This window comes from Aerococcus sp. UBA6277, from assembly GCF_002440555.1.
In the GTDB taxonomy this organism is placed as follows: Bacteria; Bacillota; Bacilli; order Lactobacillales; family Aerococcaceae; genus Aerococcus.
Genome location: NZ_DJUR01000032.1, coordinates 1 through 22,941, shown reverse-complemented (window position 1 = coordinate 22,941; position 22,941 = coordinate 1). Strand labels below are relative to the sequence as shown.

General features: G+C 38.0%; 19 protein-coding genes and 1 tRNA gene. 17 read left to right on the top strand and 3 right to left on the bottom strand.

Features of this window, described 5'->3' with window-relative positions:
• The first annotated feature begins 330 nt into the window (after window positions 1-330).
• The 4 genes from B2V22_RS05305 to B2V22_RS05290 all read left to right on the top strand — a co-directional run bounded on the left by B2V22_RS05305 (window position 331) and on the right by B2V22_RS05290 (window position 4,755).
• The gene (locus tag B2V22_RS05305) at window positions 331-2,478 is read left to right on the top strand and encodes a Tex family protein (RefSeq protein WP_290490919.1); all 2,148 of its coding nucleotides are present in this window, start codon (window positions 331-333) and stop codon (window positions 2,476-2,478) included.
• A 350-nt stretch (window positions 2,479-2,828) separates the two neighbouring features.
• Window positions 2,829-3,779, top strand: coding sequence for an ABC transporter substrate-binding protein (locus tag B2V22_RS05300; protein ID WP_290490918.1), 951 nt, complete (start codon window positions 2,829-2,831; stop codon window positions 3,777-3,779).
• Window positions 3,742-4,035: an ABC transporter substrate-binding protein gene (locus tag B2V22_RS05295; protein WP_422652866.1), complete on the top strand. Its 294-nt coding sequence runs from the start codon at window positions 3,742-3,744 to the stop codon at window positions 4,033-4,035. The genes B2V22_RS05300 and B2V22_RS05295 overlap by 38 nt, the downstream gene beginning before the upstream one ends.
• 84 nt (window positions 4,036-4,119) lie before the next feature.
• Complete coding sequence (locus B2V22_RS05290; RefSeq protein ID WP_290490916.1) at window positions 4,120-4,755, top strand: CBS domain-containing protein; 636 nt, start codon at window positions 4,120-4,122, stop codon at window positions 4,753-4,755.
• A gap of 177 nt (window positions 4,756-4,932) precedes the next feature.
• Here the strand turns inward: B2V22_RS05290 and B2V22_RS05285 are convergent.
• Both B2V22_RS05285 and B2V22_RS05280 read right to left on the bottom strand, forming a co-directional pair.
• Window positions 4,933-5,015, bottom strand: a tRNA-Leu gene (locus B2V22_RS05285).
• Between the two features lie 32 nt (window positions 5,016-5,047).
• Complete coding sequence (locus tag B2V22_RS05280) at window positions 5,048-6,022, bottom strand: hypothetical protein (protein WP_290490915.1); 975 nt, start codon at window positions 6,020-6,022, stop codon at window positions 5,048-5,050.
• Between the two features lie 153 nt (window positions 6,023-6,175).
• Here B2V22_RS05280 and B2V22_RS05275 point away from each other — a divergent pair, with 153 nt between their 5' ends.
• The 8 genes from B2V22_RS05275 to B2V22_RS05240 all read left to right on the top strand — a co-directional run bounded on the left by B2V22_RS05275 (window position 6,176) and on the right by B2V22_RS05240 (window position 16,160).
• Window positions 6,176-6,613: a DUF1801 domain-containing protein gene (locus B2V22_RS05275; RefSeq protein WP_290490914.1), complete on the top strand. Its 438-nt coding sequence runs from the start codon at window positions 6,176-6,178 to the stop codon at window positions 6,611-6,613.
• A gap of 110 nt (window positions 6,614-6,723) precedes the next feature.
• Window positions 6,724-7,098, top strand: coding sequence for a VOC family protein (locus B2V22_RS05270; RefSeq protein WP_290490913.1), 375 nt, complete (start codon window positions 6,724-6,726; stop codon window positions 7,096-7,098).
• A gap of 340 nt (window positions 7,099-7,438) precedes the next feature.
• Window positions 7,439-8,725, top strand: coding sequence for an alkaline phosphatase family protein (locus tag B2V22_RS05265; protein ID WP_290490912.1), 1,287 nt, complete (start codon window positions 7,439-7,441; stop codon window positions 8,723-8,725).
• 96 nt (window positions 8,726-8,821) lie between these two features.
• Window positions 8,822-10,717: a 1,4-alpha-glucan branching protein GlgB gene (glgB, locus tag B2V22_RS05260; protein WP_396159514.1), complete on the top strand. Its 1,896-nt coding sequence runs from the start codon at window positions 8,822-8,824 to the stop codon at window positions 10,715-10,717.
• A gap of 104 nt (window positions 10,718-10,821) precedes the next feature.
• Entirely contained in the window at window positions 10,822-11,949 is a 1,128-nt protein-coding gene (locus B2V22_RS05255) for a glucose-1-phosphate adenylyltransferase (protein ID WP_290490910.1), read from the top strand.
• A gap of 1 nt (window position 11,950) precedes the next feature.
• A complete protein-coding gene (gene glgD / locus B2V22_RS05250) occupies window positions 11,951-13,150 on the top strand; it encodes a glucose-1-phosphate adenylyltransferase subunit GlgD (protein ID WP_290490909.1) in 1,200 nt (399 codons plus the stop codon).
• A gap of 34 nt (window positions 13,151-13,184) precedes the next feature.
• Window positions 13,185-14,621 carry a glycogen synthase GlgA gene (glgA, locus tag B2V22_RS05245; RefSeq protein ID WP_290490908.1) on the top strand — a complete coding sequence of 479 codons (1,437 nt, stop codon included), beginning with the start codon at window positions 13,185-13,187 and terminating at the stop codon, window positions 14,619-14,621.
• Between the two features lie 183 nt (window positions 14,622-14,804).
• Entirely contained in the window at window positions 14,805-16,160 is a 1,356-nt protein-coding gene (locus tag B2V22_RS05240; protein ID WP_290490907.1) for an aspartate kinase, read from the top strand.
• Between the two features lie 65 nt (window positions 16,161-16,225).
• On the opposite strand, the gene B2V22_RS05235 is transcribed toward B2V22_RS05240, so the two are convergent.
• Window positions 16,226-17,056, bottom strand: coding sequence for an undecaprenyl-diphosphate phosphatase (locus B2V22_RS05235; RefSeq protein ID WP_290490906.1), 831 nt, complete (start codon window positions 17,054-17,056; stop codon window positions 16,226-16,228).
• 204 nt (window positions 17,057-17,260) lie between these two features.
• Between B2V22_RS05235 and B2V22_RS05230 the strand changes: the two genes are divergently transcribed.
• From B2V22_RS05230 to B2V22_RS05210, 5 genes are all read left to right on the top strand, one after another.
• Window positions 17,261-17,785 (top strand): PTS sugar transporter subunit IIA, encoded by a 525-nt coding sequence (locus B2V22_RS05230; protein WP_290490905.1) that lies wholly within the window; start codon window positions 17,261-17,263, stop codon window positions 17,783-17,785.
• A 310-nt stretch (window positions 17,786-18,095) separates the two neighbouring features.
• A complete protein-coding gene (locus B2V22_RS05225; RefSeq protein ID WP_290490904.1) occupies window positions 18,096-19,157 on the top strand; it encodes a BMP family lipoprotein in 1,062 nt (353 codons plus the stop codon).
• Window positions 19,158-19,246: 89 nt separating this feature from the next.
• A complete protein-coding gene (locus tag B2V22_RS05220) occupies window positions 19,247-20,842 on the top strand; it encodes an ABC transporter ATP-binding protein (protein ID WP_290490903.1) in 1,596 nt (531 codons plus the stop codon).
• Complete coding sequence (locus B2V22_RS05215; protein WP_290490902.1) at window positions 20,829-21,908, top strand: ABC transporter permease; 1,080 nt, start codon at window positions 20,829-20,831, stop codon at window positions 21,906-21,908. The genes B2V22_RS05220 and B2V22_RS05215 overlap by 14 nt, the downstream gene beginning before the upstream one ends.
• Window positions 21,908-22,864: an ABC transporter permease gene (locus B2V22_RS05210; RefSeq protein ID WP_290490901.1), complete on the top strand. Its 957-nt coding sequence runs from the start codon at window positions 21,908-21,910 to the stop codon at window positions 22,862-22,864. The genes B2V22_RS05215 and B2V22_RS05210 overlap by 1 nt, the downstream gene beginning before the upstream one ends.
• Window positions 22,865-22,941: the final 77 nt, after the last annotated feature.

The window sequence follows — 22,941 nt, the reverse complement described above, 5'->3', positions numbered from 1 at the left end:
ATTATTATCCCTAAAGCAAGATCCAGAGGTTGTCTTTCAAAAAAAAAGACCTATGACTACCCCTCCAAATAGAGAAGTAGCCATAAGTCTCATCTTTTAAGACGGCACCAGCAGATATCTGCCGTATATGTCGGCACCGCCACGATACAATAATCGGTGATTACTCCCTCATGGAACTGTTTAAGTTAAGATAATTATATTTTATTTAAGATAGAATTGCAATAATTAACTGAAATTAAAATGAGCAAAAAATGTCTAAATTTGTTGAATGGCAAAAGTACCATTTTTGGGGTATAATGATTTTTCGTGAAAAAAAGAAAGGTGTTGAATATGGAGTCATCTTACATTCAAATTATTAATCAAAGCTTACCATTTAATAAAAAACAAATTGAAAATGTATTGGGATTGCTAGAAGAGGGCAATACCGTACCTTTTATCGCTCGTTATCGTAAGGAAGTCACGCAGTCATTAGACGAGGTCCAAATTAGAGAAATTGAACATGCTTACCAATATACGAAACAATTAGAGGAAAGAAAATCATCGGTTCTTGCAAATATTGAAGAACAAGGGAAATTAACAGATGATCTAGCAAAAAAAATTAAACAAGCGACAGTTTTGCAAACGGTTGAAGACCTTTATGCGCCTTATAAACAAAAACGGCGAACAAAGGCAACTATTGCCAAAGAGAATGGTTTAGAAGATCTTGCCAAATGGTTATTTTCATCACCGGCCACAGGTAATGTTCAAGCGGAAGCTAAAAAATTCTTAAATGACGAAATTCAAAACACTAAAATGGCCTTGGATGGGGCACACGAAATAATGGCTGAATGGATTGCAGAAGATGCAGATATTCGTCTATGGTTACGTAAATATACATTAAAAGAAGGAAAATTAACCAGTCTAAAACGTAAAAATGCGGAAGATGAAAAAGCTATCTTCGAAATATATTATGATTTTAGCCAAAATATCCAAAACGTGAAGCCTTATCAGGTGTTAGCGATTAACCGGGCTGAAAAGTTGAAAATTCTAAATGTTTCTATTGAAGCAGATGAGTTTCCGATTATTGAACATCTAGTTCATCGCTTTATTAAAGGTCACCCAGTGTCAACTCGCGAAATCCAAGCGGCTATACAAGATTCATTAGATCGTTTCTTAAAACCTTCTATTGAAAGAGAATTGCGTTCTAAATTAACCGAAACAGCTGAGCAACACGCTATTGCTACTTTTTCAACGAACTTGGGTAACTTGTTAATGCAACCGCCATTGAAGGGACGGGTTGTTTTAGGTTTAGACCCAGCCTTTAGAACAGGTTGTAAGTTAGCTGTAGTTGATGCCACAGGTAAAGTTTTGGCTAAAGATGTCATATATCCGCATGCACCAGTCAATAAAAAAGCTGAAGCGAGCAAAAAATTCAATGAATTAGTCAAAACTTACCATGTGGAAATGGTTGCGATTGGTAACGGAACTGCAAGTCGAGAGTCTGAACAATTCGTTGCTGAACAAATTCAAGATAATGACTTAGACTTGGTTTATAGCATTGTCAATGAAGCAGGTGCTTCAGTTTATTCAGCTAGTGAAATTGCCCGCGAAGAATTCCCTGAGTATAATGTTGAAGAACGTTCAGCCGTTTCTATCGCGCGTCGCTTACAAGACCCATTAGCTGAATTAGTAAAAATTGAACCTAAAGCCATCGGAGTAGGTCAATACCAACATGATGTGTCTCAAAAAGAACTTGCTGAAAGTTTAGACTTCACTGTTGAAACTGTAGTTAACCGGGTTGGCGTCAACTTAAACACAGCTTCTGCTTCATTATTGAGTCATGTTGCCGGCTTATCGATGGCAGTTGCTAAAAATGTTGTTGCGTACCGAAACGAAAATGGTGTTTTTACAGACCGCAAGCAATTAGGTAAGGTAAAGCGTTTAGGACCTAAAACCTATGAACAAGCGGTTGGTTTCATCCGTATAACAGGGGGAGACAACATTTTAGATAATACAGGTATTCATCCTGAAAATTACAAGGAAGTTAAGGCAATTCTGAAAGAATTAGGTATTTCTTTAGAAGAACTTCAAAGTGAAGAAGCCAGACAAACAATTGCCAATTTCGATCTAAATGTCTTATCTGAAACATACGGTATTGGTAAAGAGACCTTAGTAGATATTCAGAAATCACTAATGACACCAGGGCGTGACCCACGTGAAGACGTTGCTGCGCCAATTTTAAGATCTGATGTTCTTTCATTGAAAGACTTGAAAGTAGGGATGAAATTACAAGGTACAGTGCGTAATGTCGTTGATTTTGGTGCCTTTGTCGATGTTGGTGTCAAACAAGATGGTTTAGTCCATATTTCGAGAATGTCTACAAAATTCGTTAGTAATCCAAGTGATATTGTTTCTGTAGGTGATATTGTAGAAGTCTGGGTTTCAGAAGTAGACGAGAAAAAAGGCCGAATCGGCTTAAGCATGCTTGAAATTAAATAATTTTTCATATTATTAAAAAATAATTAAAAAACACTTGATTATTCTATTTTATTTGTTATATTTAAATTAACCTAAAGAGAGGAAGGTAGAAACGATGATGACTGTACATTCAAATACGCAAGCGGAACTTGTTTCTGCTTTTCCACATCAAAATTTATTATTATCATTAGCTAACTGAGGATTCTACCAGATATTGTAGAGTCCTATTTCTCGTGAGATACGGGCTCTTAGCTAAAACGCCGGCCCGTTTGAACGGGTCGGCGTTTTTATTTGGCTCTGTTGTTGGATGTGGCTTTCAGGTTAGTTTTGGGTTGGAGACAATATTTACAAATAGATGGGAGAAATCTTTTATGAAAAATATGAAATTTACTAAAATGCTAACACCTATCTTTGCGGCTTCTGTTATAGTAGCTGGTTGCTCACAAGCAACTACTGCCACTTCTAGTAATTCAAATTCGTCATCCTCTTCAGAGGTGTCAACTAGCAATTCAGATACGGTAAATATTGGTGGACTTTGGGAACTGACAGGTGCTACTGCGGCATATGGTGTGGTCCAAGATAATGCTGTCCAATTGGCGGTTGAACAACGAAATGAAGAAGGCGGTATTGACGGAAAAGAAGTGAGTTATCAATCATATGACAATCAAGGTACACCAGAAGAAGCCGCTACAGGTATGACTTATTTAATTGAGCAAGGCAATTCAGTCGTCCTTGGACCTGCTACAGCGGCCTTAACTTTTGCTACGCAACCAGTTGCTGAAAATGCACAAGTGCCATTTGTATCCGCAACGACTACTGTAGATAATGCAACCATTAACTCAGAAACGGGTGAAGTATGGGAATACTTCTACCGGACAAGTTTTGAAATTTCTTTCCAAGGTGCTGCTATCGCTGAGTTTGCCAACCAAAATGGCTATGAAACTGCCGCTGTATTGAAAGACAACTCGACTGATTATGGCCAAAACTTAACAGATATCTTTGTTGAAAACTTTGATGGAGACGTGATCATTGATGAATCATATATTTCTGGTGATACAGACTTCAGCTCAGTCCTTACAAATGTTAAATCTCAAAGTCCTGATGTAATCTTTATTGCAGGTTACTACCAAGAAGCTGGTCCAATCATTAAACAAGCCAGAGAAATGGGTATCGATATTGCGATTGTTGGTCCTAATGGTTTGGGTAACCAAAATATTGTCGAACTAGCAGGTGCTGAAAATATGACCAATGTCTATTACGTAGCCCATTTCGTATATACAGAAGATGCTGACCAGGATGTACAAAACTTCTATNNATGTTGAAAAATTTGGTACTGAACCAGATATGTTCTCTGCAGTAGCATATGACGCAGCAAATATGGTGATGGACGCGATTGATGCAGCCGATTCTACAGATCCAACAGCTATCAAAGACGCTATTGGCGCAACGGAAGGATTTGAAGGTATCGCTTATGATATTACTTTCGATGAAGAACATAACGTATCTGCTCCGGCTTATATTCAAGAAGTAGTTAACGGCGAACCAACCGAAAATGTTACAGTAATTCAACCAGATTAAGTTGAAAAATCTGTACTTTACTCAAGTAAATGATAAAATGTATGTAAGCACTTAAAAACTATTCATAAATAGGGAGGGTTCTTCATGAAAATTAAACAATATATGAGTAAAGATGTTGTCACTGTTTCACCGGAGACTTCTGTAACAGAAGCTGTGGCTAAAATGGAAAGTCACCAGATACATAATTTGCCGGTTACCAAGAATGGTCAATTTGTTGGGTTAATTACACAAGACATTATTGATGCAAAATCTGCTTCAGATGCGACAAGTCTAAGTATATACGAATTAAACTATATTCTTTCTCAAGCAGATGTTGAAAAATTCATGGACAAGAAAGCAGCTACTGCCACTACTGAGTGGATGGTAGAAGAGGCAGCGGAATATATGCGTACGAATAACCTTCGCGTATTACCAATTGTTGATGAAAATAAAACAGTACAAGGGATTATCACGTATAAAGATATATTCAAAGCCTTAATAGATTTATCTGGTTACACGCCAGGAGATAAAGGTAGCCGTATCGTCGTAAAAGTTGTCGAAGATAGAGTTGGGGTCCTTTCAGAAATTACGAAAGTTCTTGCTGATGCGAGTGTAAGTGTATCGCATATCTTTGTGAACGATGAAGATGGTATTGAAATTACAATCCAAGTTCATGCTGGTCAAGGTGACAATGCTAAAGCAGCTATTGAAACTGCTGGTTATGAAGTTGTCACACTATAATACTATATAGAAGAAAAGTGGTTCAGATTCCAAAATCTGGACCGCTTTTTGTATTGTTTAAGGCAGTATTTACGACAAAATTTCTGTTATTTAGTAGATTTTTTCAATCAAAAAAACCAGGCAAACCCTTATGAAATAAAAGTTTTGACTGGTTTTTAAATGTGTTAAAAGTACGTATGCGGCTAACAAGATTTGAACTTGCACGAGAATACTCTCACTGCCCCCTCAAGGCAGCGCGTCTGCCGTTCCGCCATAGCCGCGAATCTAGACTTCTAATGAAGCCTAGTGAAAATTAATAGATTAAACCAACTAAGAAAATGACTGCAAAGAAGAATAGTAATAAAACACCCAAAATACTATAGAAGGCTTTTGATTTATTGATATTACCTGATTGCAAGAAATGTATCGTCATGGTAATGATCAGTATGGCAATTTGCATTAAAGTCAATAATAGCACAATAATCATAAAAATCAATGGTGCTAGTAATGAGCTTAAAAAACAAACGATAGCGACAATTACTGAGATACTATTCATACCGAAGAAATGAGTCAGCCATACATTATTACTCATTTTTTCGGATTCATTATTTCGATTGAATAGGTGAATAATTGCTGGTAACAACCACAGGCTAATAATGAGAAAGACGAATGTTTTCAAACCAAAGCGCCAAGGAACAAATTCAAAATTCAAGTTTGGTAAGATAGATAAATCAGCAAACCATTCATAATGAGAAACTAGGTAATTTGCAAGGGAGGTAATAGATACAGTATTTAAAACTGCAAGTAGCAATAAGCTTGTAATACCATGGTTTGGATTCTTATTTAATTCGTTAGTAGTTGGTGATTGTATTGGTTTTTTGATGTAGGACAAGAGATAAGCTATATAAGAAGTGAGACGGTTACCATCTTGTTTGTTTTCACGGCGACTAGGGCCATCATTATCGGCAGATTTTGTTTTTTTATTGTTTTTGCCGAAAGAAAATAAGGATTGCTTAGCTTTCTTCTCGCCTTTATTGTCATCATTGCTATCAGAAGAATCGGTATTACCACCCGCATAAGTTGCATTTTGAATTGGAGAGGTTTGGTCATCTTCATAAGCCACAAAGTGGTCGTCTTCATCATATGTTGTATCCGCAAATGAAGCTGCGGGAATTTCAATCGTATCATGTAAGTTGTCATCCGAGTCACGATGGGTAAAAATATAGTCACAGTTTGGACAAATTTTTGTACCTACTGGAATAGTCGACTGACAGTTTGGACATATCATAGTTATCATTGCTCCTCATCTTTTCATCACAATTCCTTTTCAATACGTATGAGTTTAAAAGAAAGTGTGATTTACTTCAATCCATGATAGCATAGTTTTATAGAGGACAGTACAATTAACAAGAATTTTAGTGTTTTTTTAAGGAGTAAAAATATGACCTATCAACAAAAGACTTTACCAACAAAAGTTGATCCCAAAGAACATATAGCAGCATTAGATGTGTCGAAAACAAAAGCAGAAGATGGGTTAAAGCTATTGAAGATTTTCACTGCAGAAACAGGGGTAGAACCGATTATGTGGGGGCCATCGATCATAGGCTATGGAATTTATGAATATACGACCACTTCCGGTATCGAAGGTGTTTGGCCAATGACTGGATGTTCAATCCAAAAAGCAAGATTTTCCTTATACTTAAAATTTGACCAGAAAATTTCGCAACAATTTTTGGATAGTATTGGTAAGTATAAGGCCGGTGTTTCTTGTGTCTATGTCAATAAATTAGCTGATATTGACGAAGGGGTACTGAGAGAATTTATTCGTGAAGCATATCAATATATGCAAAGTCACTTCAAGGCAGTAGATAGATTATAGAAGTATTTGCTTTTTTTATCTTAAATAGGAGATTTCGTTTAACCTTTTAAACTTTCTCTGATAAAATATAATCATATTATAAAAAAGAATTTGAAATGGAGATGGCATCAATGAGAATGGCACATACTTGTTATCGTGTGAAAGATTTAGAAGCTTCAAAAGCATTCTATAAAGAAGCATTTGGCTTTGAAATTGCAGAAGAAAAAGACTTTCCAGAACACGAATTTACATTGTCTTATTTATCATTACCAGGTGATGATTATGAGTTAGAGTTGACTTATAACTACGGTTCAGAAGCTTATGAACTAGGAAATGGTTATGGACATATCGCGATTGCGGTAGAAGATTTAGAAGCGCTTCATGCATCGCAAAGCGAAAAAGGTCTGGATGTTACTGACCTTAAACAATTACCAGGGGACACCAAACCAAGATATTTCTTTGTCACTGATCCAGACGGCTACAAAATTGAAGTAATTCGCTTATAATACTAAAGTTTAAAATATTAAACAAGAGAAGCTTTATCAGACAAAAAAGATTGTTTTCTATGTCCCTCCATGTTACAATAATGTTATGCGATGAGGCGACACGCACAGCATATTGTAAGTCTGTGCATGTAGTTAAAGAAAGTACACGATGAAAATCACCACAGGATGTGGGTACTTGGTCAAAAGCTGATGTGAACGGCTTAGACCCTAGTCTTGGAAAGCGAGGACATTTTGTCCTCGCTTTTTTATTTATCTAAAAATGAAAGCTTTTTCATTCCATTGAAATTATTTTTTAAGTTATAATAAAGTATACAGCAATAATATTAGGGAGATTTAATTGATGCCAAGTAAGAAGTTAGTCATAGTCAGTTTAGATGCTTTTGGAACGGAGGATTTAACTTATGCCTTATCGCTGCCAAACTTCAAGAAATTCCGTCAAGATGCAGCTTTAGTTGAGGCAGTTGAATCTGTTTACCCATCGCTAACCTATATGTGTCATACCTCCATTGTCACTGGTCAATATCCCAAAGATCACGGCATAATAAACAACACACTTTTACAACCCAACCGAATTTCTCCTGATTGGCACTGGTATACTAGATACATTAAAACACCAACCTTATTCGATATCGCGAGTGAAAATGGTTTGAGTGTTTCAACAATCCTTTGGCCTGTTACCGGTAAAAGTAGATCAATCGATTATAATATTGCAGAAATTTTCGCAAACCGTAAATGGCACTCTCAAGTCGCGGTATCCCTATTAGCATCATCACCTAGATACCTCATTGAAAAGAATCATAAATTTGGTCATTTAAGGTCAGGGATTAAACAACCAGAATTAGACGACTTTGTAACGGCAGTAGCAGTAGATACTATTGAAAATGAACAACCAGATGTGATGGCAATCCACCTTGTAGACCTTGATTCTACTCGACATGGTTTTGGCGTGAAATCACCCGAAGCTAAAGCGGCCATTGAGCGAATGGACGCACATTTAGGCCAATTGTTCCATGCGATTGAAACAACGCCAGCCTATAAAGAAGCCCATATTGTCTTATTAGGTGATCACTATCAAATTGATACCCAAGTTGTTATTCGACCAAATCATTTATTCAAAGAAGCTGGATTAATAGAGACGAAGGCACAAAATGAAATCCAAGATTATAAAGTCTACGCAAAAGGGGCGGACGGCTCTTGCTATATCTATGTGAAAGATTATGATGCATTCACAATGGCAAAACTTAAAGAAATCCTAGCACCATTAAAACCATACATCGAAACCATTTATAATCGAGATGAGGCGGTCGCTTTAGGTGCAGATCCTGAATGTTTTGCCTTAATCGAAGCAAACGAAGGCTATTACTTTGAAAGTGGCATTGAACGCCCAATCATGGAAGATACTGATAAATATATTCCAGGTGTCAAGCTATTAAAAGCGAGTCATGGATATAGCCCCAAAAAAGAAAATTATACGACGATGTTTATGGCAAGAGGACCTAAAATTAGAGCTGGTGAAACTGTAGGCAGGGGGCGTTTGGTAGATGAAGGACCAACAATGCTAGAAATGTTAGATTTAGCATTCACAACGCCAATAGAAGGAAAAGTTTTAGAGCAAATTTTCAAATAGCGAATAATTTTATTTGCTATAAAGCAGGGGGGAGTCATTTTGTCTCGAGAAAAAGAAGCAATCCCATCAATCCAAGGTAGAAACTTGGTTGATGAAATGTATTATTTTAATATTGGCAATCATTATGAAGCTTTTAAATTCCTAGGAGCTAAGAAACAAGTTAATGATGACCAAGAAGGATACCAATTTACTGTATGGGCACCGAATGCCAAATGTGTTTATTTGGAAGGTGATTTTTCCGATTGGGCAGAAATGCAAATGGAGAAGGTTGCGGACACTGGTGCATGGACTATTTTTATGCAGGATGCAAAAGAGTGGGACCTTTATAAATTTGTCATTGAAGATAAAGATGGCGTTAAAAGGGAAAAGCAAGATCCCTTTGCCTTTGCTGGTGAAGTGCCACCAAAGAACGCCTCTGTGATACAAGATATGCCGACTTACGAGTGGCACGATCAAGAATGGATCAAACAAAGAAAGCAATCCAATATGTTTGCTAGTCCGATAAATATATATGAAGTGCATATGTCATCTTGGAATAGACACGAGGATGGTTCAGCCTATACTTTTGCTGATCTAAAAGAAGAATTGATTCCTTACGTAAAAAAAATGGGCTATACTCATATTGAATTTTTGCCTTTAATGGAGCACCCATTAGAAGCCTCTTGGGGTTATCAAATATCGGGTTATTTCTCTATTGCAGGTCGTTTTGGTCATGATTTTGGACCATTAATGTCCTTTGTAGATGCCTGTCACCAGTCAGGTATTGGGGTCATCATTGACTGGGTGCCAGGTCACTTTGTGGTGAACGATGATGCCTTGGCCAATTATGATGGCACACCAACTTTTGAATACCAGGACCCTAATCGTGCTGAAAATGTTAGATGGGGGACTAAAAACTTTGATTTAGGGCGTACTCAAGTCCAGTCATTCTTGATTTCCAGTGCCGTATTTTGGCTCGAAACTTTCCATTTTGATGGTATCCGAGTTGATGCAGTTTCAAATATGTTGTATTTGGATTATGACATTGGCCATTGGACGCCAAATAAATACGGGCATAACGTTAATCTGGAAGGGCTTGAATTTTTACGGAAACTCAACACAGAAATTCTTCTCAGAGACCCATCTTACTTAATGATTGCTGAAGAATCTACCGCTTGGAGCGGAGTAACGAAACCGACTAGCCTAGGTGGTCTAGGATTTAACTTTAAATGGAATATGGGTTGGATGAATGATACCTTGAAGTTCTTCGGGATTGATGCCTTATCTAGAAGCGATAACTACAAGTTAATCAATTTCACTTTCATGTACATGCATGATGAGAATTTTGTTTTACCCTTCTCACACGATGAAGTTGTACACGGTAAGCACTCATTACTAGGCAAGATGCCGAATCATAACCGCTATGAGATGTTTGCAAACTTGCGTGTCCTTGAGGGGTATCTACTACTATATCCTGGGAAAAAATTATCCTTCATGGGTAATGAAATTGGTCAGTTCTTAGAATGGCGTTTCTATGAAGGGTTGGAATGGTCATCTCTAGATCGAGAGTATAATACTGAATTCCAATCGTACGTTGCTGAATTGAACAAGCTGTATAAAGAGACGCCTGCACTTCACGAGCAAGATAACCAAAAAGCTGGTATTACTATTATTGAAGCTGATGATGATCAAGAAACCACCTTATCATTTATCCGTCATGGTAAAGCAGCGGATGCCTTGTTAGTTTGTGCCTTCAATTTTACACCTATTGAACGTAGTTACTATCGAATTGGCGTACCATATGCGGGTACTTATCAAGTGGTCTTAAATAGCGAGATGAAGGCGTTTGGCGGAAACTGGGAGTATCAAACCTCAATTTTTGAAACAGAGGCGGTCCCATATAAAGACCAACCTTATTCACTAGAAATAAACTTACCATCTCTAGCAGCAATAGCCTTTGAACCAGTAAATATAAAACTTACGCCTGAAACAACAGATAAGAAAATCCATTAAAGGGGTTGATCCGTTACTACAGTTTTCGTTGAAATGTCATGATCCCATCATATTTGGGTGGGTGCCTTATGTAAAAAGGGGGAAAGGAGTTTAACTCCGCTACCATGTTAAATAATGAAATGATTGCTATGATTCTTGCCGGTGGTAAAGGTACTCGTTTAGGAAAGTTAACAAAAAGTATTGCTAAGCCAGCTGTTCCTTTTGGTGGCAAATATCGAATTATTGATTTTACCTTGAGTAACTGTATGAATTCAGGGATTACAACTGTTGGTGTCATGACACAATATGAACCGATGATTTTGAATGACCATATTGGGAATGGTGATTCTTGGGACTTAGATACTCGCGACGGTGGTGCCTTCGTGTTACAACCTTATTCTTCTAGTGATGGAGAAAAATGGTTTAATGGTACTGCGAATGCCATTTATCAAAATGTATCTTTTATTGATAGTAAAAATCCTGAATATGTATTAATTCTTTCAGGAGACCATATTTATAAAATGGACTATGCACCGATGTTAGCAGCGCATAAGGCAAATGGCGCCGATTGTACTGTTGCCGTTAAACCAGTACCCATGAATGAGGCTTCTCGCTTTGGTATTATGAATACCAATGACGAAGGAAAAATCGTTGAGTTTGAAGAAAAACCAGAAAATCCAAAGAGTAATTTAGCTTCAATGGGGATTTACATTTTTACATGGGACAAATTACGTGAATACTTAACGCAAGACCCTGAAGGTATGGAAGACTTTGGTCAAAATGTGATTCCTGCTTATTTAAATAATGATGAAAAATTGTTTGCTTATTCATTCGATGGTTACTGGAAAGACGTAGGTACAATCGACTCATTGTGGGAAGCAAATATGGAAGTGCTTGATCAAGAACATCCATTACAAATCCGCGACAAGGGTTGGCCAATTTTCTCAAGAAATACGATGACTACACCACAATTCTTATCGACAGAATCTGTAGTTGAAAATGCCCTGATTTGTGATGGTTGTATTATCCGCGGCAGTATTAAAGACTCAATCCTTTCTCCAAATGTATTAGTTGGGAAAGGTTCGACAATTGCCAACTCAATCATTATGAAGGGATCAAGTATTGGTGAAAATGTTAAAATTGAATACGCGATTTTAGGTGAGGAAGCCATTGTTTCTGATGGGTCAGAAGTCATTGGAACCCCTGATAATATCGCCGTTATTGGATATGAAGAAGTAGTTGGAGGTAATTAATATGGTTAAAAATAAAGTTACAGCTATCTTAAATTTGAATGAATCGACAACTAATTTAATGCCATTAACAGACAATAGACCAATTGCAAACCTACCATTCGCTTGTCGTTACCGTATCTTAGACTTCTATTTATCAAGTTTATCGCACGCAGGAGTGCGTTCTGTCGCTTTATTTATGGCTGAAACTGGTCGTTCTGTATATGACCATATCCGTTCAGGTAAAGCCTGGAACTTTGATAGTTACACAGGTGGGATTTTTACCTTTTCACAAATGAATCACAAACGTGCTTTATATGAAGCAGCGAGTCGTAAAGGCCCATTCTATGATGACCATCACTTATTTATTGAAAGTTCAAATGCAGAGTATGTATTTGTTTCAGGTGCCAAAATAGTAGCCAATGTCCATCTAGATGAAGTTATTGAAAAATTTGATGGTTGCGATGCTGATATCGTTCGTGTTTACGCTGAAGTACCACGTGAATTAATTGAATACCATCCAAACGAATACATCATTCATTTAGATGACGACCAAAATGTCGAGCGCCTTTCTAAAGAAGGAATTACACCAATTTCTCAATCAACTATTAATTATGATATGAACATGACACTGGTTCGAACTGACAAGTTGCTTGAAATGATTGACCGAGCTGAAGAAAATAACTACTACAAAGAGTTAGATGACGTTATCATTGAATACATGGATGACTATAAAACAGTTGGTTATCTTTATGAAGGTTACGTCGGTAACGTAGATTCTGTAAAATCTTACTATGATGTCAGCATGCAAATGCTAAACGGTGAATACTTTACCCAATTATTCCAAGGTGATCAACCTATCATTACAAAAGCACATAATGGTTCGCCAACTTATTATGGTAGCCATGCAAATGTCATTAATGCACAAATTGGTACGGGTTGTCAAATTTATGGTGAAGTGGAACATTCTCATATCTTCCGTAACGTTAAAGTGGCGCCAAATGCTAAAGTAGAAGATTCTATCATTTTCCAAAGTGCGAAGATTGGTAAGGGTGCAAGCGTTAAATATGCTATTTTAGACAAAAAAGTTGAGGTAGCGCCAGGCGCAGTCATCATTGGCTCACCGGAAGAACCTATTGTGATTCCTAAAGGGACCTATGTCGCTGCATCTGACGAGTCATTCCAACACCCAGCTTATAAGTTTAAAAAGGTCAAAGGATTTTAAGTAGTAGATAAAGAGTTGAGAGAAGGGTGATTATATGAAAGTTTTATTTGTCGCCGCTGAGGGTGCGCCGTTCTTCAAAACGGGTGGACTTGGAGATGTTGCCTATGCATTGCCAAAAGAATTGCGCAAACAAGGTGTTGATATCAGAGTAGTATTGCCGTATTACACGCAAATGCCAGAAAAATTCAAGGAGCAACTGACTGAAATCACCCATTTTAGAGTTGAATTAGGTTATAAATCAGCCTATGTTGGGGTAAAGACGCTAACACTTGATGGCGTTCAGTATTACTTTATTGATAATTTAGCGTATTTTGATCGAGATCAATTGTACGGACAAAATGACGACGGTGAACGGTTTGGTTTTTTTGACATCGCAGTGATTGAAATGATGGAAAAAGTGGACTTTATACCAGATATTATTCATGTAAATGACTGGCAAACAGCCATGATTCCTGCCTTATTAGTGGATCGATACCATTGGGTAGATAGCTACCAAAATATCCGCAAGGTACTAACTATCCATAACATTCGTTTCCAAGGTTGGCAAAATGAATCTGTCTTAAAAGAGATTTTTAACACTAGCTATGCTTTATTCCATGAAAACGGGGTTAAAAAGGAAGGGCAAGTGAACTATCTTAAGGGTGGTATTAATTTCTCTGACAAGATAACAACAGTTAGTCCGAATTACGCCCGCGAAATTCAAACACCTGAATTTGGTGAAAAATTAGATGGTGAATTACGTTATAATGCTTGGAAATTATCAGGTATTATTAATGGAATAGATTATGAACAAAACAATCCTGAAACGGATCCTCATTTAGTTGAAAATTATGATGCATCAACAGTTCAAACAGGTAAAGCAGCCAATAAACGTGCCTTACAGGAACGAGTTGGCCTAAGTTTAGACCCGGATGTTGCTTTACTAGGGGTAGTTACCAGATTAACTGATCAAAAGGGTATGCAGTTGTTACAAGAAAAAGCTGAATATCTACTCACAAATTTCAATATTCAAATTGTTGTGTTGGGTACCGGTGATGAAGCTTTCGAGAACTCATTCCGTTACTTTGAATGGAAGTATCCTGGAGAATTCTGCGCGTATATCGATTTTGATGTCGAATTAGCCCAGCAAATTTATGCCGGGTCTGATATGTTCTTGATGCCTAGTGCATTTGAACCGTGTGGCTTATCACAAATGATTGCCATGCGTTACGGTACTTTACCAATTGTCCATGAAACTGGTGGCTTATCAGATACCGTCCAACCATACAACCAATATACTGGTGAAGGTAACGGCTTCTCATTTAACATCTTTACTGGGGATGTTTTCGCCCATGTTATCCAGATTGCCTTGGATATTTACGAAAACCAACCGGATGTATGGTTCCAATTGATTCACCAAGCCATGGCGACAGACTTTAGATGGACTGATCCGGCTAAGGCGTATATCCATTTATATGAAGACTTGCTATAATTTAAGAAAATAATTTAAGCTTGCTAACCAATTAGTTTGCTAAATTGAATTCCTTCATTGTATAGGATGGTGACTGAGGTTGAGGCACATAGGCTTCAACCTCTTTTCCTATTGTATAGGGCCTCATTTTTATGATAAGATAGCTCATAATACATTAAAATTGGATTGGAATGAAATGAAAAGATGAAAGTAGTAAAATTTGGAGGTTCATCAGTTGCATCAGCTGAACAACTGGTGAAAGTGAAAGATATTGTAATCGCTGATGCTGACCGTAAAGTGGTGATTGTTTCTGCGCCTGGAAAACGGGATAAGGAAGATATCAAGGTGACCGATTTGTTAATCGACTTGGCTGCTGAAATTTTACACGATAGTGAAAATGCACCAGCTACTTTTAATAAAATCGTAGACCGCTTTAGAGATACAGCTGAAGGGTTAGAAATGGATCTAGCCATTGTGGATGATATTTCAAACCAATTAAATGAATTAATTAGTTCGGATATCACAGACCAACCAGCTTATTTCGTGGATGCGATTAAAGCCTTTGGTGAAGATGCGAATGCGCAATTAATTGCCGCTTATTTCTCTGGATTGGGTTACGAGGCCTCTTATTTAAATCCTCAAGATGCTGGCTTATTCTTATCAGATAATCCTGGTCAAGCGCGGGTCTTACCAGAGTCTTACCAAAACTTATACAAATTACGACAACGAGATGGTATCATTGTCATCCCCGGTTTCTTTGGTTACACAAAAGACGGGAAATTAGTGACATTTTCTCGTGGGGGTTCTGATATTACCGGTGCGATTGTCGCAAATGGGGTCAAAGCGTCAATGTATGAAAACTTTACCGACGTTTCGTCTATTTATGCTGCAAATCCTGGAGTAGTTCATAATCCTGTCGCGATTGAGCGGCTGACGTATTCAGAGATGCGTGAATTATCTTACGCTGGATTCTCCGTTTTCCATGATGAAGCTCTGCAACCAGCGTTCATTGCTGATATTCCTGTAGCGGTAAAAAATACGAATGAACCACAAGCACCGGGTACTTTGATTACCAGAACACGTCCGAAAAATAACCTAGCGATTTCAGGTATTGCATCAACAAGCGGATTTGCCTCTGTTTACATTAAAAAATATATGATGAATAGAGAGGTTGGTTTCGTTCGTCGCGTCTTATCTGTCCTTGAAAAATATGATGTTTCATTCGAACATATCGTGTCTGGTATCGATGATATCGATGTTATATTTAGAGAAGATGCCTTATCAAAAAAAGAATTCGAAGAAATGGTTGCTGAAATCAAAGCTGAAACCGCAGCGGATTCTATTGAAAAACGCGATAACCTAAGCTTGGTCATGCTAGTAGGGGAAGGTATGATTGAAAATGTCGGTAATACTGCCCGTGCAACAAAGGCCTTGTCAGAAGCTGGGATCAACTTGGAAATGATCAACCAAGGTTCATCTGAGATTTCTATTATGTTTGGCATAATTGAAGAAAGAGAAGATGACGCTGTTTGCGCCATCTACAATGAATTTTTCAGCTAAAATTCAATACATACGAAAAAGGAGTGGCCTGGCCACTCCTTTTCATTTGGATAAAAATCCGAATATTATGAATTAAATAGTAAGAAGTACAAGATAACCACAATACCAAGGACAATACGGTACCAACCGAATACCTTGAAGTCATTAGTTTTAATGTATTTCAAGAATAGTTTAATTGTTAGGATTGAAATGACAAATGCTACAACCATGCCAACTATTAATAGCCAGATTTCAGTACCGGTGAATACGAAACCGTTTAAGAAAGCTTTGACTAATTTTAGCGCTGAAGCACCGAACATAATTGGAATACTCATAAAGAACGAAAAGTTGGCTGCTAATGGTCTAGACGTACCAACGATTGTTGCACCCAAGATGGTTGAACCTGAACGAGATGTACCAGGAACTAGTGACAATACTTGGAACAAACCAATCTTGAAGGCGTCACTATATGTCATTTCTGCCATAGAATTGATTTTTGCTTGTCTGTTTTTGTTACGGTTTTCAATCCAGATAAACCAAATACCATAAACAATTAACGTAACAGCAACAACAAACCAATTCATTAAGTTTGCTTCCATCCAAGAGTCTAATAGTAGACCGGCTATAGCTGCTGGAAGACAGCCAACGGCTACTTTAAACCAAGTCGTCCAAGTTTCCTCTTTTTCTGTTTTGGATTTGTTTGGTGCGAATGGATTTAATTGGTTAAAGTTAATCCATACTACGGCTAAAATTGCGCCTAGTTGGATGACAACCAAGAAGATATCCCAAAATTCTCGACGTACACTTAATGTAATAAATTCTTCAAGAAGAATCATGTGTCCAGTTGATGAGATCGGTAACCATTCGGTAATCCCCTCAACAATACCAAATAAAATGACCTTTAATGTATCTAACATTTATCAATTTCCCTTCATTCAAAATAAAATAATTCTCAATTTAGTATAAATGAAAACAAGAAAGAAAACAAAAAATCATCATAACTTTAAAAAGTCTTTATATTTGAAGTCTGTGAAATCGCCTCAGGGATATATTGTCATTACTTTTACGAATATGATATGATTAAAGTAGTCAATAAAATGAATATTTAAGGAGCGAGCGATATGTTTGATTTTTTTAAAAAAAATAAGAAGAAGGGAACTACAAAACAACCGAGTAGTTCTAAAGTAGCAGAAACTTTATTTGCTCCTGCAACGGGCGAATTTAACCCTATCGATCAAGTAGATGACCCTGTATTTTCACAAAAAATGATGGGTGACGGTTATGCTGTAGAACCTGAAGCAGGTGACGTTTATGCACCAGTTGCAGGTACTGTAATGAGTATCTTTCCAACTAAACATGCTATCTATATCAAAACAGATAATGATGTAGAAGTTTTAGTGCATATGGGTATTGATACTGTGGAATTAGATGGTGTACCATTTAATGTCAAGGTAGCAGAGGGAGATCAAGTTAGTGCGGGTACTCAAATCGCCACAGTAGATCTAGACCAATTAGCATCTGCAGGTAAAGGGAAATCAATCGTTGTCGTATTCACGAATTTAGAAGACTTTTCTAGCCTACGATTAACTGCATCTGGTCAAGTTACACATAGTGCAGAAGTTGGCTCAGTAACAGCAAACAGTTAAGTTTGATACAGTATATTTTCTATTCAAGGTCGGGGCATATATGTCACGGCTTTTTTTGTTGTCTAAAATTGGTGAAAGTATTGTAATGGCACTGTTTTCACAAGTATCTGTTGGTTATCTTAATAAACGTTCGTCTTTAAAATGATCACAATCCCATGAAAAAAGTGTTAAGTGAGAAAAATGAATAAAAATACGAACTATTTTTTAAAAACAACTTTACTTTTTCGGATGTATAACGTAAAATGATTCTTGTAAGAGACGAACATTAGAAACTTTTAAAAACATAACATTCGCTTATTGGAGGAGTAACATGTCTACAAAATTTAGAAATATCGTTTTATTAGCTGGTTCTGTTTTTGCTTTAGCAGCTTGCCAAGGTCAAAATGCGGGAACTGATACTGCAAGTGAATCAGATTCTCAAGCAACATCCGAAGCTACCGGTGATTACGCTATTGGTATGATTACTGATGAAGGTGGGGTAGATGACCGTTCGTTTAACCAATCAGCTTGGGAAGGTATGCAAGCTTGGTCAGAAGAAACTGGTAATAAAGTACAATATTACGAATCAACTGATTCATCTGATTTCGTACCAAACTTCAATACTGCGATTGCAGATGGATATGACATCATCTTCGGTATGGGCTTCATGTTAGAAGATACTTTTAATGAAGTAGCACCTGCAAATCCAGACCAACAATTTGCCTTTATTGATGGACAAGTAGACCAACCAAACGTTGTATCAATGACTTTTAAAGACCAAGAATCTGCATTCCTAGCAGGTATCGCAGCAGCAACAAAATCTGAAACAGGGAAAGTTGGTTTTGTTGGAGGTATGAAAACACCTGCTATCGACCGTTTCGAAACTGGTTTTAAAGCCGGGGTAGCTCATGTAGACGAATCAATCGAAGTTGATGCACAGTATGTTGAATCATTTGGTGATGCTGCAACAGGTCAACAAATTGCCAATGCAATGTACACAAGTGGGGCAGATGTTATCTACACTGCTGCTGGTGGTTCAGGTAATGGTGTCTTCACTGAAGCACGTAACCGTCTTGAAGCAGATAGCGAAGCAAATATCTGGGTAATCGGTGTTGACCGTGACCAAACTGAAGAAGGTGAATGGTCAAGTGGTAACTTTACCTTAACTTCTACAATCAAAGATACTGGTTCTGCGATTGTTGCCATTACTGAGCAAACAATGGATACTGAATTCCCTGGTGGCGAGTTGGTGGAATACGGTTTAGCGGATCAAACGGTTGATATCACAAGAGGTAACCTTGATGATGAAACATGGGCAACAATTGAAGAAGCGAAACAACAAATCATTGATGGTGAAATTGACGTTCCAGAATTCTCTTATTCAGCAGAGTAAGCGGGTATAGAAAAGTAAATTGCGTCAGTCAAATTGGCTGACGCTTTTAATTTGGATAGACGTCTAAGTTTGAAAAGAGGAAGATAGACATGCAAAATGAAAATGTTATTGAAATGCGTGATATTACAAAAATATTTGGTACATACAAAGCCAACGATAATATCAATTTCAATCTAAAAAAAGGTGAAGTTCATGCCTTACTAGGGGAAAACGGGGCCGGAAAATCGACCTTGATGAATATTTTATCCGGTTTACTAGCACCAACATCAGGTGAGATTTTGGTGAACGGTCAAACGGCAGTCATCAGTTCACCCGACCATGCCAATAAATTAGGTATCGGTATGGTCCACCAACATTTTATGTTGATTGATAAATTTACAGTAGCCGAAAATATTGTGCTTGGTAAAGAGTCTACAAAATTTGGTTACCTTGACGAGAAAGCAGCCTATACAAAAATCAAAGAGTTATCTAGCCAATACCATTTGGCCGTTGATCCAGATGCTTACGTACAGGATATTTCTGTTGGTCAACAACAAAGAGTGGAAATCATTAAGGCACTGTACCGCGGGGCTGATATTTTAATTTTTGATGAACCAACCGCTGTATTGACGCCTCAAGAAATTGAAGAATTGATGCACATTATGAAAGCTATGACGCTTGAAGGCAAATCCATTATTTTAATTACCCATAAATTAGATGAAATCACCTCAGTAGCTGATCGTTGTACTGTAATTCGTCGCGGTCAAAGTATTGATACTGTTGATGTCGCAAATACCAACAAGCAAGAGTTGGCGGACATGATGGTTGGCCGTCATGTGAATTTTAAAGTTGAGAAAAAGCCAGCTGAGAAAGGCGAGGTTATTTTGCAGGTCAATGATTTAGTGGTTAATGAATCTCGGGGCTTGCAGGCAGTGAAATCTGTAGATTTTGAGGTGCGGGCAGGAGAAGTTTTAGGGATTGCTGGAATCGATGGTAACGGACAAACTGAATTAATCCAAGCAATTTCAGGTTTGAGAAAAGTGGTTTCAGGAAAAGTGACCTTAGCTGGTAAAGATGTGACCAACAATCGTCCACGTAAAATTACGGAAGCTGGATTAGGACATATTCCTGAAGATCGACAAAAACATGGTCTATTCCTTGAGTTATCGATTGCAGAGAATATGGCTATGCAGTCATATTACCAAAAACCTTTCTCAAAAAATGGGCTCTTAAACCATAACTTCATCAATGACCATGCCAAAATTTTAATCGATGAATTTGACGTGAGAACTGAAAGTGAAGCAACGCTAGCAGGCGCCTTATCTGGTGGTAACCAACAGAAGGTCATTATAGCGCGTGAATTAGATCGAAATCCGGACTTATTAATCGCTGCTCAGCCAACTCGTGGTTTGGATGTAGGGGCGATTGAGTTTGTGCACGACCGGTTAGTACAACATAGAGACGCAGGGAAGAGTGTATTGTTAATGAGTTTTGAATTGGATGAAATTATGGGTGTTGCAGACCGGATTGCAGTGATGCATGACGGCAAAATAAATGCCATCGTTGATGCTGACGATACGAATGAAACGGAATTGGGTCTATTAATGGCGGGTGTAAGCTTAGAAGAAGCACGCGTTCAAAGTCTCCTACATCCAGTCGGTCAAGATACGATAGCGGAAGGGGTTGAACCAGTTGAAAGCATTTAAGACAAATACGCTGGTTGAAAAATTAGCTATACCAGTGATTTCTATTTTAAGTGGCTTTATTCTAGGCGCCTTCATCATGTTATTCTTCGGCTACAATCCAATTGCTGCCTACGATGCCATGATTATGACTGTTTTATCTAGTCCATACTTCATTGGTGAAGTTTTAAGACAAGCAACAGTGTTAACGTTAACTGGTTTAGCCTTTAATGTGGCTTACCAATCAGGCTTCTTTAATATTGGTTTATCAGGTCAATTATTAGCCGGCTGGTTATCATCTGTAGCTTTCGCCTTGGCCTTTCCAGATTTACCGCAAATGATCATGGTACCTGCAATCCTCATTATTGGGACTTTATCTGGTGCCTTATACGCCTCCATTGCTGGTGTTTTGCGTGCCTACTTAGGAACAAATGAAGTTGTTGTAACGATTATGTTGAACTATATTATCTTGTATACAACCAATTACCTTATTCGTGAGGTGCTAGGGTCAGGGAATATGACGGATAAAGTAGGCGGGAATGCTTCCTTAGCTTTAGGTTTTATCTCAACATTAACAGGAGGATCTCGCTTAAATATGGGGATCTTCATCGCTATCATCATGGTTATTCTATACGGATTTGTGATGAAACATACAACTATGGGCTTTGAATTAAAGGCCGTTGGGTTAAATAAAAATGCAGCGGAATATGCAGGTATTCACGTGGAGAAAAATATCGTCTTAGCCATCTTCCTGTCTGGTGGGTTAGCTGGTTTAGCCGGTGTCATCCATGGTATCGGGACTTTTGGCAACTTGTATACACTAACTTCCCTACCATCTGAAGGTTTTAACGGAATTGCCGTTGGCTTGCTTGGAATGGGGACGCCAGTCGGGACTTTTCTAGCTTCTATCTTATTCGGTATCTTGAATATTGGGGCTTCATTTATGCCAAACCGTGCCGGTGTACCGGATGAATTGGCGAGTGTTATTACAGCTGCTATCATCTTCTTTATCGGTTCATCTTACATCATTTCATATGCAATAGATAAATTTGGTAAGGGTAAAAAATCAACAGTTAAGGGGGACCAATAATGGACTTTTCTACTATTTTACAATTAATTGTGTCTTCAACATTAATGTACGCAGCACCCCTTATGTTTACCGCAATCGGTGGTACCTTCTCTGAACGGTCAGGTGTCGTGAACATTGGTTTGGAAGGGATTATGGTAATGGGCGCCTTTGCTTCAGCCGTTTTCAATATCGGCATGTCAGGCACTTTCGGGGTCATGACGCCTTGGGTTGGTCTTTTAGTAGGTGGATTAGTCGGCTTAATCTATTCAGGAATCCATGCCGTATCATCTATCAACTTCCGCGCCAATCAAACCATATCCGGTACCGTATTGAACTTAGCGGCTCCAGGATTATCTGTTTTCTTAGTGAGAGCGATTTATGGGGCAGCGCAAACAGGTCCATTAGCGAAACCTTTTGTGACTTATAATATTTTAGGTTTGAACAATATACCCGTTATAGGACCAATTTTCTTCCAAAATACTTCTGGCCCAGCTTATCTAGGTATCCTACTCGCTGTAATCGCATGGTTTGTCTTATTCAAAACACGTTTTGGTTTACGCTTGCGTTCAGTCGGCGAGCACCCAGAAGCAGCTGAAACACTTGGTATTAACGTAAACGCAATGAAATACGCGGGTGTTTTGATTTCTGGGCTCCTTGGCGGTATTGGTGGGGCAGTCCAAGCGCAAGCCGTACAGAATGAATTTTCTGTAATCACCGTAGCAGGACAAGGATTCATGGCCATGGCGGCAATGGTTTTTGGAAAATGGCATCCAGTCGGTGCACTACTTGCGGCAATATTCTTTGGCTTCGCCCAAAGCTTATCGGTAACCGCGAACTACATCCCTATTATCAAAGATGTACCGTCAGTTTACTTAGATATTGCGCCTTACATTTTGACGATCATCGTATTAGTTGTATTTATTGGTAAAGCCCAAGCGCCAAAAGCCTTAGGGAAAACCTTTGTACAATCGAAATAACATAATTAAACACGTATATATTCAAATTACAGCATATAAAAAAGAGGCTGTGACATTGATATGCTCCCTCTAAAGTA